A 20,468-nucleotide genomic window follows, 5' to 3' on the forward strand; every position below is an offset into this window, starting at 1 on the left:
CGATCGTGGCGGCCATTGCCGCCAACCCCGACGTCCGGGTCGGGGACATCGACCTCCTCGAGAGCGGGCAGCGGGCTGCCCTCTCGCCGGTGTCCGGGGCTCCGGATGTACCGCCGCGCACCATGATCGAGATCTTCGACGAAGCGGTGGCCGCCCATCCCGACGGAGTCGCCCTGATCTGTGGCGACACATCGCTGACCTACCGTGAACTCGACCGGCGCGCGAGTCGTCATGCCCGGCAGCTCCTCGAACACGGTGTCGGGCCGGGCACGCCGGTGGCGCTGGCGATCGGCCGTTCCATCGAGTCCATGACCGCCTTCTGGGCGATCGTGAAATCAGGTGGGGCAGTTCTGCCGATCGACCCCAACTATCCCCCCGCGCGCATCGAGAACATGATCGTCGACGCGGACGTGACGATCGGTCTGACCACCGGCGACCTGGTCGACAGGCTTCCGCAGCTCACCAAGTGGCTACCGCTGTCTGCCGATTCGGAGTACGGATCCGTCGACACCGATGGTGGGGACGGTCCAGGCGAACCGGTCGCGGTACGGGCGTCGCTGGATGATCTGTCCTATGTGATCTTCACGTCGGGTTCGACCGGCAGGCCCAAGGGTGTCGGCACCACGCACCGCGGACTGGCGAACCTGATCGCCGAGATGGCTCCGCGATTCGAGCTCACGCGGGCATCACGGGTCCTGCACTTCGCGTCCCCGAGCTTTGATGCCTCGATTTTCGAGATCATGATGGCGGTGGCGTCGGCCTCGGCCCAGGTGATCGCACCGTCGACGATCTTCGGTGGACCCGATCTGGCGAGGTTGCTCGCCGAGCACCGGGTGACACACGCATTCGTGACTCCTGCGGCCTTGGCCACCGTGCCCGCCGACGGGCTCGGCGATATCGAGATGATCGCTGTTGCAGGCGATGTCTGTCCTCCCGAGCTGGTCCGGCGCTGGGCGCCCGGACGCTCGATGTTCAACCTGTACGGGCCGTCGGAGGCGACCATCTGGTCGACCTCGACCGGGAAGATGGATGCGGAGCAGCCGGTCACGATCGGTGGGCCGGTCACGGGTGTGCGGGCTCTGGTGGCCGACTCGCGGCTGCAACCGGTGCCGCCGGGCGTGGCAGGCGAACTCTATGTCTCGGGCGCTTCGGTGGGCCGCGGGTATCTGGGCAGGCCAGGCCTGACGGCCGGGCGTTTTGTCGCCGATCCGTTGGGCAAGCCGGGATCTCGCATGTACCGCACCGGTGACGTCGTGCGGTGGAAGCAGGTGTCCACCGGTCGCTTCGAGCTCGAGTTCCTGGGTCGCAGCGACCATCAGGTGAAGGTTCGCGGCTTCCGTATCGAACTCGGTGAGATCGATGCCGCGCTCGGCGATCATCCCGACGTCAGCTTCGCCGTGACCATGGGGCACCGCCATCCGCATACCGGACAGACGGTGTTGGTGGCGTACGTGTATCCGCATCCCGGCCGGAACGTGATGGCTGCCGAGCTCAGTTCGGCTCTGGGAGAACGTCTTCCCGGACACATGGTTCCTTCGTCGATCACGGTGCTGGACTCGGTGCCGTTGACACCTGCGGGCAAGCTGGATCGTCGGGCACTGCCCGAACCGGTCTTCGGTGCGGATTCCGACGCCTATCGGGCGCCGGGTACCGAGATGGAAAAGCGACTCGCAGAGCTGTTCTCCGAGGTCCTGGGTGCCGGTCGCATCGGTGTCGACGACTCGTTCTTCGCGCTCGGCGGCGACAGCATCGTCTCGATCCAGTTGGTGTCGCGGGCCCGATCCGCGGGCATCGTGTTCACTCCGCGCGACGTCTTCGATCGGCGGACGATCGCCGAACTGGCCCAGGTCGCCCAGGTCGCGGCCGATGCACAGATCCAGATGCTCGACGAATTGCCCGGCGGCGGCGTGGGTTCGCTGCCGCTGACCCCGATCATGCGTTGGCTTGTGGAAAGCCGTCGGGAGTACCGCGAGTTCTCGCAGGCAAGCTTCCTCACGCTGCCCGCAGATCCGGGCGCGGACCGATTGCTGGCCGCGGTCGGCGCGGTGCTCGATCGGCACGACGCCCTGCGGTCCCGACTGGTGATCGGCGACGGATCGGCCCGGCTCGAGGTCGGCGCTGTCGGTTCGGTCGACCCACGGTCGGTTCTGACCCGGGTCGAATTCGCCGCTGCGCCGGGAAGCCCCGAGTTCATCGAGATCACCCAGGCCGCGGCCGCCGAGGCGATCGCACGCCTCGATCCGGCGACCGGTTCGATGGTCCAGGTGGTCTGGTTCGATCCTGCCGCCGGCAGTCCGGCCGGTGTCACCGGACGGCTCTACGTGCTGATACACCACCTGGTCGTCGACGGGGTGTCGTGGCGGATCCTGTTGCCCGACCTCGCCGTGGCCTGGGGACAGAGCGAGAACGGCGGCACGCCGCAACTGGGCGAGATCGGCACGTCGCTGCGCGCCTGGGCCACCGCACTCGTCGATTCCGCCCCGCAGCACAGCGACGAGATCGACTACTGGACAACGATCGTCGAGACGGAAGATCCCGTGCTGGGGACCCGTCGCATCGACCCGGAGCGGGATGTGGCCGCGACCATCGAGCGCCTGGACCTCGAGTTCGGCACCGAGGTGACCGAGTCGATGCTCACCGGCGTGAGCGCCACCTACCGCGGTGGTGTGAACGATGCGCTGCTGACCGCGCTGGCAATGGCGGTGCGGGTGTGGCGTTCTCGTCGGGGATCGGACGTCGGCTCAGTCATCATCGACCTCGAAGGTCACGGTCGTGAGGAAGATGCGGTCGGCGGTGCCGACCTCTCCCGTACGGTCGGCTGGTTCACCTCGATGTACCCGCTGGCGCTGGATCTGTCCGGGATCGACGTCGACGACGCGTTCACCGGTGGCCCCGCTGCCGGTGCGGCCATCAAGTCAGTCAAAGAACAGCTGCTCGCGGTCCCGCAGGCCGGAATCGGTTTCGGGCTGCTGGCGTACGGCGGCGATGAGCGGACCCGCGCGATGGCCGACTACCGCGGCGCACAGATCGGATTCAACTACCTCGGTAGGGTTGCGGCCGGACACGACGGCAACACCGACGCAGCAACCGATTTCGGGTGGCAGCGGGCGACCGACGGCGGGCCACTGGGCGGCGCCCAGGACGCGGGGATGGTCGCACCAGCCGTGCTCAGCATCAACGCTGTCACCACCGATCACCCGGATGGTCCACGGCTGTCGGCCTCGCTGGCCTACGCGGGCGGGATCCTGCAGTCCGACGAGGTCCGCGAACTGGGTGACCTGTGGGCGTCGGCCGCGGCTGCTCTGGCGGCACATGACAATTCGCCGGCATCGGGTGGCCTGACTCCGTCCGATGTGCCGTTGGTCCGGATCGCACAGGACGAGATCGAGGCACTCGAGAACGACTTCGCGGCGATCGAGGACATCTGGTCCCTGTCACCGTTGCAGATGGGCATGCTGTTCCACGCCGAGGTCGCCGATCAGCACATCGACATCTACACCGCACAGATCGTCTTCGAGTTGGCAGGCGCGGTGGACACCGAGCGGATGCGGAACGCCGTGCGCGCCCTCATCGACCGAAACCCCAACCTGCGGGTCGGTTTCCGGCACATCGGCGACGGTTCGCCGGTGCAGTTCGTGGCCGCCGGTGTCGAAGCGCCGTGGCAGCTGATCGATCTGGGCGCGGAGTACGGCGACGATGCCGCCGCTGCAGACCGCGAGGCCGATCGACTGCTGTTCGAACATCGCAGCGCCCGGTTCGACATGGCGGCACCACCGCTTGTACGGGTGATGATGCTGCGGATGGGGCCGGACGAGAACGGCGCTGAGCGCTACCGGATGTCGCTGACCAACCATCACATCCTGCTCGACGGCTGGTCGGGGCCGCTGCTGATGGAGCAGCTCTTCGTCCTCTACGCCACCGGAGGCGACGACACCCATCTGCCGCGGACTCGGTCCTACCGTGACTTCCTGGTCTGGCTCGCCGCACGTGATGCCTCCGCGGCGATCTCGTCGTGGCAGCAGGCGCTCGATGGGCTGGATTCGCCGACGCTGTTGGTCGAGGACACCGTGGCGACTGACACCGCGGCCGCCGATGCCGGTGACACCGTGCCGACCGAGTTGGCGCTGGACATCAGTGGGCGCACGTCGAGCGGTCTGGCCGATCTCTCACGCGAGCGCGGTCTGACGATGAACACCCTGGTGCAGGCAGCCTGGGGCATCGTGCTCGCACGCACGTTGGGTACCGACGACGTGGTCTTCGGTGCGACGGTCTCGGGCCGCCCGCCAGAGGTGGCAGGCGTGGAATCGATTCTGGGCCTGTTCATCAACACCATTCCGGTGCGGATCAGGCTGGGCGAACGCGAGACGATCATCGGGCTGCTCGAACGGATCCAGTCCGAGCAGGCCGGTTTGCTCGAAGCCCATCACGTCGGTCTGCCGACCATTCAGCGTTCCGCGGGTCTGCCGGTGCTGTTCGACACGCTGACGGTCTTCGAGTCCTATCCGGTGGACCGGACCCGTCAGCAGGGCGAGTCCGGCATCGATGGCATGTTCATCGCCGGGGCGCAGATCAACGACGCCTCGCATTATCCGGTGACCGTTCTCGCGCAGGCGGATCCGGATCTGGCGCTCACCCTGAAGTACGTCCCGGCCTTGATCTCCGGTGATCGGGCGGAGATACTGGCCAACCGGATCGTGCAGGTGCTCGACACCATCGCGCAGGCGAGCTGGACGCCGGTGCATGAGCTGGACCTGCTGGACCAGGACGAAGTGACTGCGCAATTGCAGACCTGGAACGCCACCGATCGGGAGATCCCCGACCGCACCGCGATGCAGCTGTTCGCCGATCAGGTGAAGGCCACGCCTTCGGCAATCGCCTTCGGGGACAACAGCACCGAACTGACCTTCGCCGAGTTCGACGCGCTGACGAACCGGCGTGCCCGGGCCCTGATCGCTCAGGGCATCGGACCCGACAGCATTGTCGGCGTCGCGATGCAGCGCGGGCTCGAACAGGTGGCGACGGTCTACGGAATCCTCAAAGCAGGCGGGGCGTACCTGCCACTGGACATCGACGGCCCGGACGACCGGTTGCGGACCGTGGTGAGCGATGCCGGCGTGCGTTGCGTCGTCGCAAGCGCTGACCTGCTGAGCCGTGTGCGATCGGCACTGCGCGGTGTTGTCTGCGTGGATCTGACGGCACCCGATCTGCAACCAGCCGATGCGAGTGCGCTCCGGGACACCGAGCGGCGTGGACGCATTCATCCGGAATCGCTTGCGTACGTCCTGTTCACCTCCGGGTCGACCGGTCGCCCCAAGGGTGTCCAGATCACCCAGCGGGCGCTGGTCAACCAATTGCGGTGGATGGCAGCCGAACACGACTTCTCGGCCGACGACATCGTGCTGCACAAGACACCGTTCACCTTCGACGCCTCGGTGTGGGAGATGTTCGCACCGGCACTGGTGGGTGCCCGCACGATTGTGGCCCCACCGCAGGCACATCGGGACGTCGACGAGCTCGTGGCCCTGATCGCCCGCCACGCGGTGACGATCGTGCAGTTCGTGCCATCGGTGCTGGCCGTCTTCTCACAGCAGGCCACACCCGAGACCGTCTCGACACTGCGGCTGGTGTTCAGCGGCGGCGAGGCTCTACCGCTGTCGCTGGCCACACGGGTTGCCGCACTCGCAGAGACGCGAGTGGTCAACCTGTACGGACCCACCGAGGTCACCGTCGACGCCACGTCGCACGTTGCTGCCGACGGTGCCGATGGCCGGACCGACGCTCGCGTCGCGGCCGACATCACGCCGATCGGTGCGCCCGTGTGGAACACCCGGAGCGTGGTGCTCGACCGCTGGTTGCGTCCCTGTGTGGTGGGAGCTGTTGGCGAGCTTTATCTTTCCGGGCAGCAGCTCGCCCGCGGATACCTCGGACGGCCGGATCTGACCGCTGAGCGGTTTGTGCCTGCGGTCCACGGTCCGGCAGGTTCGGTGATGTACCGGACCGGCGACCGGGTGCGGCGGCTACCCGACGGCACCCTCGACTACGTCGGCCGTGTCGATTTCCAGGTGAAGGTGCGCGGCCTGCGTATCGAACTCGAAGAGATCGAAACGGCGTTGGCCCGCCATAACCTGGTCGAGCAGGCCGCCGCGGTCATACACACCGACGGCGGCCGCCAGCGACTCGTCGGATACGTCAGCAGGCGCGCCGGGCACGACGTCGACCCGGCCGCGATACGCGAACACGCCGCGCGAATGTTGGCCTCCTACATGGTGCCCGAGACGATCGTGGTGCTCGACGAGTTCCCGCGTGGACGATCCGGCAAGATCGCCCGCCGCGAATTGCCGTTGCCCGAGGCCGTCTCGACGGCAGGGCGCGCCCCGGAGACCGAGGACGAACGACTGCTCTGCCAGATCGTCGCCGACATCGTCGGACTCGACGAAGTCGGAGCCGATGACTCGTTCTTCGAGCTCGGAGGCGACAGCATCATGGCGATGCAGCTGGTGAGCCGGGCGCGCAGTGCCGGCCTGAAGTTCACCGCCCGGGACGTCCTGGAGTTGCGTACCATCGCCGCACTGGCCGCGGCCGCATCGACAACAACCGCAACAGCATCTGTGGACGAGATCCCGGGAGAGGTTGCCGCTCATACGCGTATCGCACCGTTGAGTCCGGTTGCCGTGAAGATGATCGAACGCGGTGGCGACCACAGCCGGTTCGTGATGCCGATGGTCGTCAACCTGCCCGTGGGTGTGACAGAAGACGACATCGTCGCGACGATGAGTGCGGTGACCGATCAGCACGACGTGCTCCGCTCGCGACTGGACAGCGATGAACGCACCCTGGTGATCGCTCCTGCCGGTGGCGTGGACGTCAGGTCGCTCCTGTCGCGGGTGGAACTCGCCGGTGATGCGCGTCCGGGAGAGCCGGGATACCAAACCGCACTGCGTGATGCGCTGTTTGACGGCGTCGACCGCGTGGATCCCGAGGCCGGGGTCATGCTGCAGTTCGTGTGGCTTGACGCGGGTCCGGACGCCACCGGCCGGTTGCTCATCGTCGCCCACCACCTCGTTGTCGACGCGGTGTCGTGGCGGATCCTGGTCGCCGACATCGCAACTGCGGGTTCGCAGGTCTCTGCCGGTGGGGCAGTGGATCTACCGGATGCCGGCACCACGTGGACCCAGTGGTCCGTCGCACAGCACGCCCAGGCCGGAACTCGCCGCGGTGAGCTGGACCACTGGTCGGCGGTGCTCGGTGGGGAGGACCCGGCTCTGGGTGCACGCCGCCTCGACGTCACCCGGGATCGGGTGGACCTGCAAAGCCGCATGGAGGTCGAGATTCCGGCCGCGATCGTCGAACCGCTGTTGGCGGCGGCAGGCGCCGATGTCACGGTGGCCGACCAGTTGGTCGCCGGACTCGCTGCAGCCGTTGTCGGGTGGCGGCGCGATCGTGGTTACCAGATCACCAACACCCTGCTCACACTCGAGGGTCACGGCAGGCAGGAAGCAGTTGTGCCGGGTGCCGACCTGTCCCGGACCGTCGGCTGGTTCACGTCGATGTTCCCGACCCGGATCGACCTCGACGGCATCAACATCGACGAGCTGTACGCCCGGGCAGAAATCGCCGACGACGTACTCACCCGCACCCGGGAGGCCATGGCGGCCAACCCGGAACGCGGGATCGGGTACGGAATGCTGCGCTATCTCGATACCGAAGGTGCCCAGGTTCTCTCGAGGTTCGCCGACCCGCAGATCGTCTTCAACTACATCGGGACGATCCCCGGCGGCGATGTGCCTGCCGAGGTGGCCCGCGCGCCGTGGTTCCCCGACGTCAACGGTCCGGATCTGGGAAGCGTCGATGACGCCGAGGTGATCGCGCGTGGCAACCGGATGCCGGCGCAGGCCGAGATCGACATCCAGTCGATGGCCACCGCGGGTCCGGACGGGACCGTGGTCCGGGCGTATGTGACCTACCTGCCGGACGTGCTCGAGCGCGACGACCTCGACGAGTTGGTCCAGCATTGGATGCTGGCCCTGCAGGCACTGGCCGAACGCGCCGCCCGCTGACGTGAACGCCTGCTGCCCGTAACCCCTTGTGGATCCTAGGGGTTACGGGCAGCAGGTATCAGAGGCGAAGGCCGCTACGGGCAGGGGGCGGGATGGTTCGCGCCGTATCCGGGATCGAGTGCGTCGAGCGTGAGCCAGATGGCGCGGGGGCTGCTGGTCACCTGCATGTGGTCGACTTTTGCTGCGGCGCAACCGTCCTGGACCCAGACGTTCCGCACGGTATGGCCGGGGGAGGGCACGAGGAAGGCGTTCTCGGCCGGTGTGACCATCATGTCGTCACGCGTTGCGATGGCGACGTACTCGACGCCGGGCCGGGTGTCGCCGCCTCCATTGAGGTCGCTGAGGAAAGGTGACCCCGCCATCTGCTCGACATACGAGGGACCGACTGCGGCGTTGAACAGCTCGATCACCGGGATCCCGAGCAACTGCGCGATGGCACCGAGTCCCTGGTTCAGGTGGAAGCTCGTGCCCTGATTGGTCCCCGCCAGACTGATGAGCGTGTGCACCGCGTTCTGCGCCGGGTTGGCGATGTCGGTGCCGCCCGCATTCTTCAAGTATTCGCGTGCCACCAGGGCGCCCTGCGAATGGCCGATCAGATCGACCTGCGCGGCACCGGTTTGCGTCCGGACCTGTGCGACGAAGCCGGCGAGCGTCTGCGCGGACCGGACCACGGTGTCGCCGCCGACCAGATCGAGAAGGTTCTGGCCGGAGCCCGGAACACTCTTCCCGTAGTTGAGGGCATATACGCAGTAGCCCTCGTCTTTCAGTCTGGGGGCCAGGGTCTTCCACGTGGTGTCCATGTCGGCCCACGTGCCGTGTACGAGAACAACCGGACGAGGGTGCTCTGCGGACGGAACGCACGAAGGATCATTGGCGCCTTGGGGTGATCGCGCAGGCGCGGCCTGCGCAGGCGCGCTCACGCCGACATGGGCGCCGATGCTGAGCAGGACAGCAACAGTCAATGCGCCGATCGGGCGCCGCCAATCACGCATCAATGTGCTACCTCCAGCTGCGATATGTCATCGAAGAATCGGTTGTCCCCACATTTCATGATCGCACGCCGATTATTCGCGCTTGCAACTCCCCCGGTCGCGGATTTGCTGTTGTGCATTTTCCCTGTGAGGGCGCCGCTATTGTCAGTATTCGGCTTCCGCACAAATTTTGGATGACAATCTTTCGCGACGATGCAGTTTTGAAACTGTGAGCGAATTGACACCACGAGCCCGCCGCGTACGTGACCGAAAGCCCTGTGTGTCCGGTACGCGGGGTCGACCACCCGTCCGATCCACCGTGATCGGCTGTCGGCGTCGACTCAGTCGGAGCCGTAGGGCAGGACGCGCTGCTGTCGCTCGGAGAAGAGTTGTCGTGGAGAGTACCGGCCCTTGACGGGGTCCCAGGCCCGCGCGGGCACCCAGAAAAGCCGGTGGAGCAGTCGCATCGTGCGCACGTTTGCCCACGACCGCTTCGCCGCCTCGGGCATGCCGCGGGCTTCCAAGGTGGCCGGCATATACGCGGTGAACTGCCGATAGATGGCGGTGCTCGACAGCATGCGCCGCCCAGAGGCGCCGATCTCCATGTTCGGGATGAACACGCTGCGCTGGCCGGTCTCCTTGGTACACAACGTGATATCGAGGTCGTCGAAGATTCCGTCCTGTTCGAGCAGGATCGGCCGGATCTTTTCCCAGGTCGTGCGGCGGATTGCCATGTTGGCCCCGAAGAGCGACGGTATGTCGCCACCATTGCGGTCGGCATTCGACATCGCCAGCTTGACGAGACGCCGGTGAAGCCACTGCAGTGGCATGTCGTACTGGTCGAAGAGCCCGGTTCCGGCTCCGACGGTCTCGTCGGCGCGGGCGAAGAAGTCCCGGACCGCGGCCGCCCATCCGGGCTTGGCACGGGTGTCTGCGTCGAGGCGGCCGATGATGTCACTGGTGACATCGTCGAAGCCCGCATTTCGTGCGGCGATCACACCCCGCCTGGTCTCTTTGACGACCCGCAGCTGCGGGATCTGCTCGCAGAACGAGGCGGCGATCGCTGCGGTGTCATCGGTCGAATTGTTGTCGACGACGATGATCTCGTCGAGTTCGTCGAGCTCGGTTTTCAGCGAGTCCAATAACCAGCCGATTGTCTCGGCCTCGTTGTAGGCGGGTATTACCAGTGACATCGTCGGTTTATGCATTGGAGTCCAGTGTGCCTGAATATTGAACGCGAAGACAAAGCAGTATCAATGACAGGCTTTTCTCAGGTAGAAATGTTCATTGGACCCAGACGGGTGCAGAATCCGACTGCTGCGCGCAGTTATCGGGTGTTTTCCGGGCCGGCTGTGTTGCTGGGATGCCAAACCCGGCGAGCAGGCCCGCATAGTGTTTGGGTCGCGGGGGCGCCCATTCGCCGACACCCGCCGGCGCCATGCCGAGGGTGATCAACGACTGCAGGAACGCTGTCCCGGCGGCGACTCCGTCGATCACCGGTAGCCCGATTTTTGCGCTGATGGTCTTGGCCAGGTCTGCCATTCCAGCGCACCCGAGCAGGATTGCGTCGCAGCCATCGGCCTCGGCGGCCGAGCGGCAGGCCTCGATGAGGATCGCGGCGGTCTCAGGGTTGGATTCGAGCTCCAGTACCGGGATCTCGCACGCGTGGAACCCGATGCAGTGCTTGCTCATCCCGTATCTTTCGGCCAGTTCCTCGGCCCGGCCGATCGTCCGGCCCAATGTGGTGACCACAGAGAATCGCCGCCCCAACATCGACGCCGCATGCATACCGGCCTCGGCGATCCCGAGTACCGGACCCGACGAGACTTCTCGCGCCGCATCAAGCCCGGGGTCACCGAAACAGGCCAGCAGATACCCGTCCGCGCGGCGGTCACTGCGTTCGGACGTCAGGATTGCCTCGAGCACACCGGGTACCGCGAGTGCCTCGTCGTAGTGCGACTCGATCGAGGCGGGCCCCATCGTCGAGGTGAGCGGCACGATCTCCGTTCCGGGCCCGGCCACCGATCGTGCGGCGGTGGCGATCTGGTCGGTCATCGACGCCGTCGTGTTCGGGTTGATCACGCAGATGCGCATTGCTTCATGCTCCTCGCTACACCGATGATGTGGCCTTTTGGCGACCGCGACCTGCGGGTTTGTTCGCCAGAAGGCCACATCATCGGAGGGCTCAGGCCTCGACCGGGGCCGGGCGGGTTCCGTAGATCAGGTGCTGCGGCAGGTACTTCATCCCCGCCATGTACAGGACGAATCCGATGGCGGCGCCGATGAACCACGTGAAACTCGCCTGATATGCGGTACCCCAGATCACAACACCGATCGGGACCAGTGCAGCGATGACCGTGGATACGACCGCCACCGGGTTGACGCCCCCGCGGAAGTAATACTGCGAGTTCTCGTCCATCGTGAACAGATCGTCGACGTCGATCTTCTGCTTCTTGATGAGATAGAAGTCTGCGATGAGGATGCCGAACAGCGGTCCGATCACCGCACCGAGCGTGTCCAGCGTGTAGTGGATCGCGTCCGGATTGTTGTAGAGGTTCCACGGCGTGATCAGGATCGAGCCGACCGCGGCGATCATGCCGCCGGTGCGCCAGGTGATCTTGGTCGGTGCCACATTCGAGAAGTCGAATGCGGGGGAGACGAAGTTGGCCACGATGTTGATGCCGATGGTCGCGATGGCAAAGGTGAGCACACCGAGCACCGCCGCTGTGGTGTTGTCGATCTTGTCCACGATGTGGACCGGGTCGGTGATGATGTTGCCTGCGTCGTCCTTGCCGATCACGGTGGCACCGGCAGAAACCGTGCACACCACCAGGATCGAGAAGAACAGGAAGTTCACGGGCAGGCCCCAGAAGTTGCCCTTCTTGACCTCGCTGAACGACTTGCCGTACCGCGAGAAGTCGCCGAAGTTGAGCATCGGACCCGAGAAGTACGACACCACAAGGGCTATCGCCGAGATGAGGGCGGTGATGGAAGCCCAGCCGGTCTTGGATTCACCCACCGAGAGGTCGAAGCTGACGTTGTCCCAGCCGGCTTTCCAGATCAGGTAGCCGGCCAAGATGACCATGACGACGTAGACGGCGGGACCGCAGAAGTCGATGAACTTGCGGATCGTTTCCATGCCGTTCCAGAAGACGACCGCCTGCAGTACCCACATGAGCATGAAGCCGGCCCAGCCGAGCGGCGAGAGTCCGAGGAAGGACATGTCGCCGCTCTCGCTGTACTTGTCGAGTGAGGGCCAGAACTTGAGGGCCAGCAATCCGAAAGCCACTGAGGCCAAGTATGTTTGGATGCCGTACCAGGCGACTGCGATGAGACCGCGAATGATGGCGGGAACATTGGCGCCGCGGACACCGAAAGCGATGCGGGTGGTCACCGGATAAGGAACCCCGGCCTGCTGAGAGGGTTTGGCGACCAGATTGCACAGCAGGTTGACGATCACGATGCCGATGACCAAGGCGACCAGCACCTGCCACGCGGCAATGCCGAGGGCAAACAGGCTGCCCGCGAACACGTATCCGCCGACGCTGTGCACATCGGACATCCAGAACGCGAAGATGTTGTACCAGGTCCAGGTCTGATTCCGCAGCGGAGCCAGATCCTCGTTGGTCAACCGCTGGTCGTAGCTGAGCTTGATGACGCTCTCGCCGGCGGCATTGTGATGATTTGTCGGGACCTCTGAATCGGGGGATTGAACATCGGTCATGGGCATTCCTTCGGCGTCGGAACGGAACCTGGATTCGGGCTCCTCGTGGGACTGAAGAAAACCTAAGATCGCGATATTTCCCGGGGATTACGTGCGTAACAATTAGCGCGGGTCTGGCCCAGGGAAGTGGATATATTCCGCGAGGGGCTGTGGATTGACCGCGCTCGTCTGGCGTTCAGACCATCATCGCAGAGGAGGCCACGTAGTTCCGGTGCGTTCGGGCGCTACGTGGGTGTGGATTCTTCGTGGGCGACGTTCAGTTCGGCGGCAGTTTCGATGATCACCGATTCGAGGCGCCGATGATGTTCTTGCGCAACGGCAACAAGCTCGATGGCATCGCGCCGGGCCATGGCGTTGATCATCTTCTCGTGGTCGCTGTGCAGCTGAAGCTGGGTGGGGCCGGTCGCCCGCTGCATCACCTGGAACGGTTCGGTGATGTCCCAGGTGGAGTCGAACATGTTGAGTAGTCGATGCATTCCGCAGGGGCCGACCAGCGCTTGATGGAAACGGCGTGAATGCACGTGATAGGCCTTGCGGTCGCCGGCGATGGTGGCCTCTTGTAGCGCCCGGTGTTCGGAGCGGGCGCGGTCGAGGTCGGCCTCTGTGGCCACCGCGCAGGCCCGGGTCAGCGCGGCCTGTTCGAGCACGCCACGCACGAAGTAGATCTCTCGGAGTTCGGTCAGCGTCAGCTGTGCGACGTAGTATCCGCCGCCCGTCTGGTGACCCACCAGGCCCTCGCCGACAAGGGTTTTCAGGGCCTCTCGCACCGGTATCGCGCTCACGCCGAACAATTCGGCGACACTGCCCACCGGGATCGGCGACCCGGGGGCGGCGCTGCCGTCGAGGATGACGCGGCGCAGTTCATCGAACACACTGGCCTGTGCGCTGCCCGCGAGTTCACCGTTCAGATAGCTGATCAATGGACGAATCGGTGGTTGTGATGGCAAGGCGACCTCTGTGGGTGGACGGTCGGGGCGGGGGGTATCGGTGGATTCTAAGCGCCGATGACACAGTTGGCTTCTCGACCGTGCCCGCCCCGACCGGACCCGTCAGCCCAGGAGCCAGTCGTTGGGTGAGAAGAGCTCGCAGTGCAATCGCCCTGATGCCACACCGCGGGCGAGGAGCTGGCCTCGGATCGCCTGGACGAAACCGTTGTTCCCGCAGAGGAAGAACTCTGCGTCCTCATCGAATGTGATGGTGTCGACCTGCATCAAACCATGGTGGATCGACGGCGCGTCTTGGCCGGGGATCTCGTACCAGACGTCGAGGCTGCCGTCGGTGAGTTCGCCGATCAGCTCACGCTGGCGCTGCCGCAACGGATGCGCGTCCGGCGACTTGTCGGCGTGTAGGGCTTGTACCCGGCAGCCCGGGGCATGCGCCGCGAGGTGTTCGAGGATGCCGACCATCGGCGTGATCCCGATGCCCGCGGAGATCAGGACCAGCGGCCGCGAACCGACACTGGCGACGGGGAGATCGCCGAACGGGATGCTGACGTCCAGTAGGTCACCGACGGCCACATGCGCGGCGATGTGTGTCGACACCTCTCCGGCGGGTGCGTCGGCGGTCGCGGCAACAGGGCGGACGGCGAACGTGAGCTCACCGGACCCGGGCGTGTTGATCAGGCTGTACTGGCGGATCTGCCGAGCGCCGTCGGCAAGTGTTGTACCAACCGAGATGTATTGTCCCGGAAGGAAGTCCGGAAATGTCCCGTCGGTGGCGGCGACGGTGAGCACGACCGTCCCGGAGGGATCGTCCGCCCTTGCGGTGACACGCGCGCGGCGGAAGACATCGCCGTCCCCGACCCCCGCGCCCGCGTAGAGGCGATGTTCGAGGTCGATCAGGGTGTTCGCCATCAACCAGTAGACCCGGTCCCACGCGGCCGCGACGTCGGCGGTGACGGTCTCGGCCCCGAGGACCTCGACGATTGCGGCGAACAGATGGGTGTGAACCAGCGGGTACTGGTCGGCCGTCACCCCGAGCGATGCGTGCTTGTGTCCGATCCGGCTGAGCAGTTCCGCGGGATCCTCCAACGCCGGATCGATGAGGTGCGTCGCGTACGTGGCAATGGATGCGGCCAGCGCGCGCTGCTGGGTGCCCTGGGCCTGATTGGACCGATTGAACAGATTGCGGAGCAATTCGGGGTGGTCGGCGAACAGGCGCCGGTAGAACTCGGTGGTGATGGCATCGATGTTCGCGCCGACCAGCGGCAGCGTCGCGGCGATCATCTCCGCGTGATGCGGTTCGAGGGTCTGTGCCCGGGTTGCGGTGAGCCGCTCTGGGGCAGGTGTGGATGCGGTAGTGGTCATGGATGTGTCCTCTCGGTGGGTGACAACAGTTGTTCGGCGGAAGGGTGGGGAAGCCGGATGAGGGGGAGAAGCGGTATCTGCGTGCCTTTGACCAGATCGCTGACGACGTGCTGGTCGAGGGCGGCGTAGAACGCTTCCTTGGCGTCGGCGAGCGCACGCCGCAGGCGACAGGCAGGCAGGAGCGGGCAGGGGTTGTCCCCGGCGCAGTCGACGACCTCGTTGTCGCCTTCGAGCTGGCGGATCAGTCGACCGACCGAGGCATGGCGACCGGCGTCGGTCAGGGAGAGCCCGCCGCGCCTGCCCCGTTGCGAGTGGACCAGGCCGAGATCGACGAGTCGGGCCACGGCTTTCGCGACGTGATTCTCAGAAGCGGCAACGCTGTGCGCAATTGCGCCGGTGGTGACCCGATGGCCGTCTTCCTCGGCCGCGGCGAGCAGCATCATCGCCCGCAGACCGAGGTCGGTGAATCGGGTCAGCTGCATACGACTCACCGTAGTAATTGCGCATCCCGGATGCGCATTTTATCGATGTGTGGTCAAACACCATGTGACGTGCGGTTTTTGTACCTGCGGTTACGCGGTGAGCTTTGGCAAATCCGGGACCTTCGACCTACCCGGGAGGCGGAGTTCGACCCGAGTGTGTGGCGTTCGGTTACGCCGGGGTGACCCAGGTGGTGATGTCGCAGTGGACCACTTCGACCCCGTAGGTGTCGGTGATCGCGATGTCGACGACCACGTCGCGGCCCTCGGTGATGGTGGCGAAGTCGAGTGGTTCGCGCAGGGTCGCAACGGCCCGTAAGCCGGTAGTGGCCTTCTTCAGGTACTGGCTGGTCATCGCTTTCGGGATCCAGCGGTGTGTCGATGGGACGGTGGCCTCCATGAGCATGCCCATCGCGGTCTCGGCCAGGTTGCACGCGGCGATGGCATGGAAGGTGCCCAGATGGTTCCGGATGCCGTACCACTTGGGGGCGGTGACCTCGCATCGTCCGGGTTCCATGGTTTTGACATACGGCAGGATCGTCGCGAAATACGGAACGCGGAAGCAGATCCCCACCGAGAAGAGCGCTGAGCCCAGACGTCCGGCAGGCAGCTTCTGGCGCAGGCGGTAGGTGGGGCTGACGGAACTGTGTGTGGACGGCATGAGCTCGATATTACCGATCGGTAAGTTAGCGTCGGTACGAGCAGCCTTCAGCGGGGTTCGCATCCGCCGCCATAGCCGGTTGGTCATCCAGTTCGGATCGAGCCCGACTGCGCCCCACGTTGAAGTCCATGCCGTTCTGTTCGTCCGATACATCGGCGGCGATGTTGCGCAGTACACACCTGCGGAGGTCATCGGGAAGCCCGAGCAGCGCGCCGGTCGCGTCGGGGGAGAGCGTCGACAAGTAGTAGCCGTCGATCTTGCCGGTGCGTTCGAAGCGGTCGACATTGGCCTGCGCGACGCGAAGGTCGGGGTTGTAGATGGCGAACGCCAACACTCCGGCGATCGTGAGGATGCCGATGGTCCGAACCAATTGACGAGTGCCGAGTCCGGCACCTGCCACGATCAAGGCCAGGAGTACTGCGCCGAGCCACAATTCAGTTGCCAGCACGCCGACTCGCAGGCGGGTGGCGCCGAAGGCGTCCATGTACAGGTTCATGCGATGCAGAGCCGAGACCACCACGGCCAGCGCTGACAGGCACAGTCCGCCGAGGATCACTCGGACCAGGAATCTGCCCGCGGGTGTGCTCCGGTCGGCACGTTGCCAGGCCACCGACACGACCACGATGGTCAGGGCCGTCACGGCAAAGAGCTGCCAGAAGCCGGAACGTGCATAGGCGGCATACGTGAGCCCTGCGGTCTTCTGGACGTAGTCGTCGCCACCGAACATGGCGCGGGTCTGGGTGATCAGGAATGCGATGTACAGGAACAGAACCGTGCCGGTCGGTACCGCCCACATCCAGGCTTCGGTCGCTTTCGTGGATACCCGATCACGAAGACGTGGGTGACCAAACCGTGCGTAGCAGCCGATGGCGGTGAAGATGCCGACGAACACCCCGCCGACAACGTTCGACCGGACGTCGACCTCACCGATGTCGGGGACGACCTTGCTGATCAACGACCCGAATGTCGCGTCCGCACCGGCGAACAACGCACCGAAGACAACCAGCAGCAGCAGCGTCACCGTGACGACCTTGAGGATCGCACCGAAGTTCTTGGTCGACGTCCTGGTCACATACGTCGCAGAGGTTCCTCGGAACACCCACCCGATTGCCCGGGGGAACAAAATGATCGGTGCGAACACGGTGAAGATCATGTCGCGGATCGTCCGGCCACCGATCAGCAGCGCGCCGGTGGCAACCATCGCGGTCGCGATACAGACCAGTGCCAACCATTCGGCGCTTCGCCAACCGGCGACCAGCAACAGTGCGACGATGCCGAGCGCGGTGAGTAGTTGGGACGGGGTTGGCCGCTCCGGGGAGCCCGCGAACACTGCAGCCAGTGCCACGACGCCGGTGGCGGCGATGCCGATCGCCGCGACCGTCGTCGGCATCGAGGCCATGGCGACAACGGTGGCAACAAACACCGCGGCAAGCACTTTCGGTGGGGCGCCGACAGGAAGTCGTGGCGAGATGGTCGGCCACGGAGAGCGGTCGGGCCGTACTTCTTCGTGCCTCGGCTTCTTGACCAACGACACGGACGGGCCTAGTGGACGGGCGATTTCGGGCATGGGGCAGCCCCTCTCGGTGATGGTGTGAAATAGCGGTGAACAGGTGCGCAGTGGTCAGGCAGCTGCGCGCACTGGCAGGCGGATCCGGATCCGGCATCCGCCCGGATCGTCGACGACACCGATGTCGCCGGCATGTAGGTTGACCACCCATTGGGCGATCGCCAGGCCCAATCCGGTTCCGCCGTCGCGCGTTCCGCCACGGGTGAATCGGTCGAAGATCCGGCTGCGCTCGGCAGGGGCGATTCCCGGTCCCTGGTCGACCACGTCGATGACGACGGTGTCGCCGTCCGACCGGGCGGTCACCAGTACCTGGCCGTCAATCGGGGAGTGGCGGGCGGCGTTGTCGAGCAGATTTGCGAGTACCTGATGCAGACGCGCCTCGTCGGCCTCGACGTACAGGGTGGGCGGTATCTCGACCACGAAGTCGATTCCCGGTTTCGATCGCAGTCGACACTCACCGACCGCGGCGACGACGAAGCGGTGGAGGTCCACCCGGTGGCAGTCGAGTGGCGTGACACCTCCCTCGACCCTGGACAGGTCCAACAACTCGTTGATCAGCCGGCCCAGCCGGTCGGTCTGGCTGAGTGCCATCTCGAGCGTGTGGGGATCAGGTGTACTCACGCCGTCGACCAGGTTCTCGAGGACGGCATGTAACGCCGCGACCGGTGTCCGGAGCTCGTGTGCGACATTTCCGATCACCTCCCGGCGGTATTTGTCCTCATGGGCGAGGTCGTCGGCCATCTGGTTGAAGGCGTCGGCCAGGGTGCCGATCTCATCCCTGGAGGTGGCGCGGACCCGGACGCTGTAGTCGCCGCCCGACATCCGGCGTGCGGCTCTGGTCATCTCGCGCAATGGTGAGGTCATGCCGTGGGCGAGGACATAGGTCACCACGAACGCGACCACCATCGCCGTCAGCAACGCGTATCGGAACTGCCACTGAGCTGTCACCCAGAACGAGACGCTGGAGGTGAACAGGGCACCGCCGACGACGATCGCGGTCTTGAACTTGAAGGACTGGATCGCATCCAGAGGTCGGGGCAACCGCAGGCGGGGCACCGAGACGGTCATCGTCGCTCGCCACCGAGGGCATAGCCGACGCCGTGGACGGTACGAATGTGATGGGCGCCGACCTTCTGGCGCAATGACCGCACGTGCGAATCGACGGTGCGCGTTTCGCCGGCGCCCGGCCAGTGCCAGACCGACTCGAGGAGTTGCCCGCGACTCAAGACCGCACCGGGTCGGTCCGCCAGCGAGACCAACAGGTCGAACTCCGTCCGGGTCAGGTGCACGGGTTCGCCTGCGACCCGGACCTCCCGGGCGGAGTGATCGATCCGGAGCTCACCGAGTGTCTGAACCTGTCGCTGCGGGTCGACCGGTTCCGCCTCCGCCGATCCCGGATCCGCCGAACCGTAGCGTTCGACCCGACGGAGCAACGCTCGCGTGCGGGCCACGAGCTCGCGCATCGAAAACGGCTTCGACAGGTAGTCATCGGCGCCGACACCCAAACCGATCACCAGATCGGTCTCCCCTGACCGGGCGGTCAGCATGAGTACCGGGGTGGGGGAGTGCGCCTGAATCCGCCTGCAGACCTCGAGGCCGTCCATGCCGGGCAGCATCAGATCGAGGATCACCACGTCGGGGCAGATGTTGCGGTGCTCTTCGACTGCCATCGGGCCGGTGTCCGCGGTGGCGACGTCAAACCCCTCTGCGCGCAGCCGCTCGGTGATGGCCTGCCGGATCAACGGTTCGTCGTCGACAACCAAGACAGAGGGCAAGCAGTTGTCCGGTCGGGCTTCGCTACGCTGCGTCTGCGGTGGGTCGGCGGTCATGGAAGTGACACTAGGCCGGGGTTGTACAGGCACTGCGGAGAAGTTGTGAAGAAGCTGTGAAGACCCGGGCGCAAGGCAGATGGCGGCCTCGACCGGACGAATTTGGTCCTGAGCCGGATCTATTGCATACTTGTCGGGTTGCCTTGATTGGCAGTGCGGCCCTGTATGTCCCGGCTGGAAGCTTTCATGCGTCCAACCAGCTACAGAGCGCCTGTCGACCGAAGAGCATCACCGGACGAACTAAGCGGCTTGCGAACTGGTTCGAGCTTCCGTTGTGGTGCACAACAAGCAAAGATAGACCCGAGTTCAGATAGATGCAGTCGGATACAAGCGGTAAGCGCATGCGCATAAGTGTGTGTAGCCACCGCGACACACCCGAGTGCGTGGACCGGAGGCCCGCAAGATTGGGCGCAGTACGACGACTCGTGCAAGCGAGTTTTGAACAATGACAGATGAACAGCGTCGATCACCACCGTGAGGTAATGGTCACGAGGATGCGACCACAGTCGTATCCACGAGGTGTTCATCTGTGCAGCCGAAAATGACGGAAGAGGACACAGCGTGGCGGGACAAAAGATCCGCATCCGGCTCAAGGCCTATGACCACGAGGCGATCGACGCGTCGGCGCGCAAGATCGTGGAGACCGTGACCCGTACGGGTGCACGTGTCGTTGGCCCGGTGCCGTTGCCCACCGAAAAGAACGTGTATTGCGTCATCCGCTCGCCGCACAAGTACAAGGACTCGCGCGAGCACTTCGAGATGCGTACACACAAGCGACTGATCGACATCCTCGATCCCACGCCGAAGACCGTTGACGCCTTGATGCGTATCGATCTGCCGGCCAGCGTCGACGTCAACATCCAGTGAGTGGCGG

13 protein-coding genes (1 of these 13 cut by a window edge) are annotated in these 20,468 nt (G+C 65.2%); 2 read left to right on the plus strand and 11 right to left on the minus strand.

Annotated elements, in window-relative coordinates; translation table 11 throughout:
• On the plus strand, positions 1-8,057 hold the 3' end of the coding sequence (locus AC56PL_RS03145) for a non-ribosomal peptide synthase/polyketide synthase (RefSeq protein WP_497152993.1). It extends 25,936 nt beyond the left edge of the window; 8,057 of the gene's 33,993 nt are visible here — the last part of the coding sequence; its start codon lies beyond the left edge, outside the window; the stop codon is at positions 8,055-8,057.
• Positions 8,058-8,131: 74 nt separating this feature from the next.
• On the opposite strand, the gene AC56PL_RS03150 is transcribed toward AC56PL_RS03145, so the two are convergent.
• The 11 genes from AC56PL_RS03150 to AC56PL_RS03200 form a co-directional block, all read right to left on the minus strand.
• Positions 8,132-9,049 carry an alpha/beta fold hydrolase gene (locus tag AC56PL_RS03150; RefSeq protein ID WP_495514957.1) on the minus strand — a complete coding sequence of 306 codons (918 nt, stop codon included), beginning with the start codon at positions 9,047-9,049 and terminating at the stop codon, positions 8,132-8,134.
• A 320-nt stretch (positions 9,050-9,369) separates the two neighbouring features.
• Positions 9,370-10,236 (minus strand): glycosyltransferase family 2 protein, encoded by an 867-nt coding sequence (locus AC56PL_RS03155; RefSeq protein ID WP_497152994.1) that lies wholly within the window; start codon positions 10,234-10,236, stop codon positions 9,370-9,372.
• 76 nt (positions 10,237-10,312) lie between these two features.
• Positions 10,313-11,122 carry an aspartate/glutamate racemase family protein gene (locus AC56PL_RS03160; RefSeq protein ID WP_497152995.1) on the minus strand — a complete coding sequence of 270 codons (810 nt, stop codon included), beginning with the start codon at positions 11,120-11,122 and terminating at the stop codon, positions 10,313-10,315.
• Positions 11,123-11,213: 91 nt separating this feature from the next.
• The gene (locus AC56PL_RS03165) at positions 11,214-12,752 is read right to left on the minus strand and encodes an NCS1 family nucleobase:cation symporter-1 (RefSeq protein ID WP_497152996.1); all 1,539 of its coding nucleotides are present in this window, start codon (positions 12,750-12,752) and stop codon (positions 11,214-11,216) included.
• A 224-nt stretch (positions 12,753-12,976) separates the two neighbouring features.
• Positions 12,977-13,699 (minus strand): FCD domain-containing protein, encoded by a 723-nt coding sequence (locus AC56PL_RS03170; protein ID WP_495514961.1) that lies wholly within the window; start codon positions 13,697-13,699, stop codon positions 12,977-12,979.
• A gap of 102 nt (positions 13,700-13,801) precedes the next feature.
• Positions 13,802-15,058, minus strand: coding sequence for a globin domain-containing protein (locus AC56PL_RS03175; RefSeq protein WP_497152997.1), 1,257 nt, complete (start codon positions 15,056-15,058; stop codon positions 13,802-13,804).
• Positions 15,055-15,540: an Rrf2 family transcriptional regulator gene (locus AC56PL_RS03180; protein WP_495514963.1), complete on the minus strand. Its 486-nt coding sequence runs from the start codon at positions 15,538-15,540 to the stop codon at positions 15,055-15,057. The genes AC56PL_RS03175 and AC56PL_RS03180 overlap by 4 nt, the downstream gene beginning before the upstream one ends.
• A gap of 169 nt (positions 15,541-15,709) precedes the next feature.
• Positions 15,710-16,198, minus strand: a complete 489-nt coding sequence (locus AC56PL_RS03185; protein WP_497152998.1) for a hotdog fold domain-containing protein — start codon at positions 16,196-16,198, stop codon at positions 15,710-15,712.
• Positions 16,199-16,223: 25 nt separating this feature from the next.
• Positions 16,224-17,765, minus strand: a complete 1,542-nt coding sequence (locus AC56PL_RS03190; protein ID WP_497152999.1) for a DUF4153 domain-containing protein — start codon at positions 17,763-17,765, stop codon at positions 16,224-16,226.
• A gap of 54 nt (positions 17,766-17,819) precedes the next feature.
• Complete coding sequence (locus AC56PL_RS03195) at positions 17,820-18,833, minus strand: HAMP domain-containing sensor histidine kinase (protein ID WP_497153000.1); 1,014 nt, start codon at positions 18,831-18,833, stop codon at positions 17,820-17,822.
• A complete protein-coding gene (locus tag AC56PL_RS03200) occupies positions 18,830-19,594 on the minus strand; it encodes a response regulator transcription factor (protein ID WP_497153001.1) in 765 nt (254 codons plus the stop codon). The genes AC56PL_RS03195 and AC56PL_RS03200 overlap by 4 nt, the downstream gene beginning before the upstream one ends.
• 561 nt (positions 19,595-20,155) lie before the next feature.
• Here AC56PL_RS03200 and rpsJ point away from each other — a divergent pair.
• A complete protein-coding gene (gene rpsJ, locus AC56PL_RS03205) occupies positions 20,156-20,461 on the plus strand; it encodes a 30S ribosomal protein S10 (RefSeq protein WP_003938093.1) in 306 nt (101 codons plus the stop codon).
• Positions 20,462-20,468: the final 7 nt, after the last annotated feature.

This window comes from Williamsia sp. Y721 (genome assembly GCF_059683565.1).

What these genes read in the sequence shown, in the direction of transcription:
- AC56PL_RS03150 (WP_495514957.1), bottom strand. Translation starts at nt 9,049, where the DNA reads ATGCGTGATTGGCGGCGCCCGATCGGCGCATTGACTGTTGCTGTCCTG.
- AC56PL_RS03155 (WP_497152994.1), bottom strand. Translation starts at nt 10,236, where the DNA reads ATGCATAAACCGACGATGTCACTGGTAATACCCGCCTACAACGAGGCC.
- AC56PL_RS03160 (WP_497152995.1), bottom strand. Translation starts at nt 11,122, where the DNA reads ATGCGCATCTGCGTGATCAACCCGAACACGACGGCGTCGATGACCGAC.
- AC56PL_RS03165 (WP_497152996.1), bottom strand. Translation starts at nt 12,752, where the DNA reads ATGACCGATGTTCAATCCCCCGATTCAGAGGTCCCGACAAATCATCAC.
- AC56PL_RS03175 (WP_497152997.1), bottom strand. Translation starts at nt 15,058, where the DNA reads ATGACCACTACCGCATCCACACCTGCCCCAGAGCGGCTCACCGCAACC.
- AC56PL_RS03180 (WP_495514963.1), bottom strand. Translation starts at nt 15,540, where the DNA reads ATGCAGCTGACCCGATTCACCGACCTCGGTCTGCGGGCGATGATGCTG.
- AC56PL_RS03185 (WP_497152998.1), bottom strand. Translation starts at nt 16,198, where the DNA reads ATGCCGTCCACACACAGTTCCGTCAGCCCCACCTACCGCCTGCGCCAG.
- AC56PL_RS03190 (WP_497152999.1), bottom strand. Translation starts at nt 17,765, where the DNA reads ATGCCCGAAATCGCCCGTCCACTAGGCCCGTCCGTGTCGTTGGTCAAG.
- AC56PL_RS03195 (WP_497153000.1), bottom strand. Translation starts at nt 18,833, where the DNA reads ATGACCGTCTCGGTGCCCCGCCTGCGGTTGCCCCGACCTCTGGATGCG.
- AC56PL_RS03200 (WP_497153001.1), bottom strand. Translation starts at nt 19,594, where the DNA reads ATGACCGCCGACCCACCGCAGACGCAGCGTAGCGAAGCCCGACCGGAC.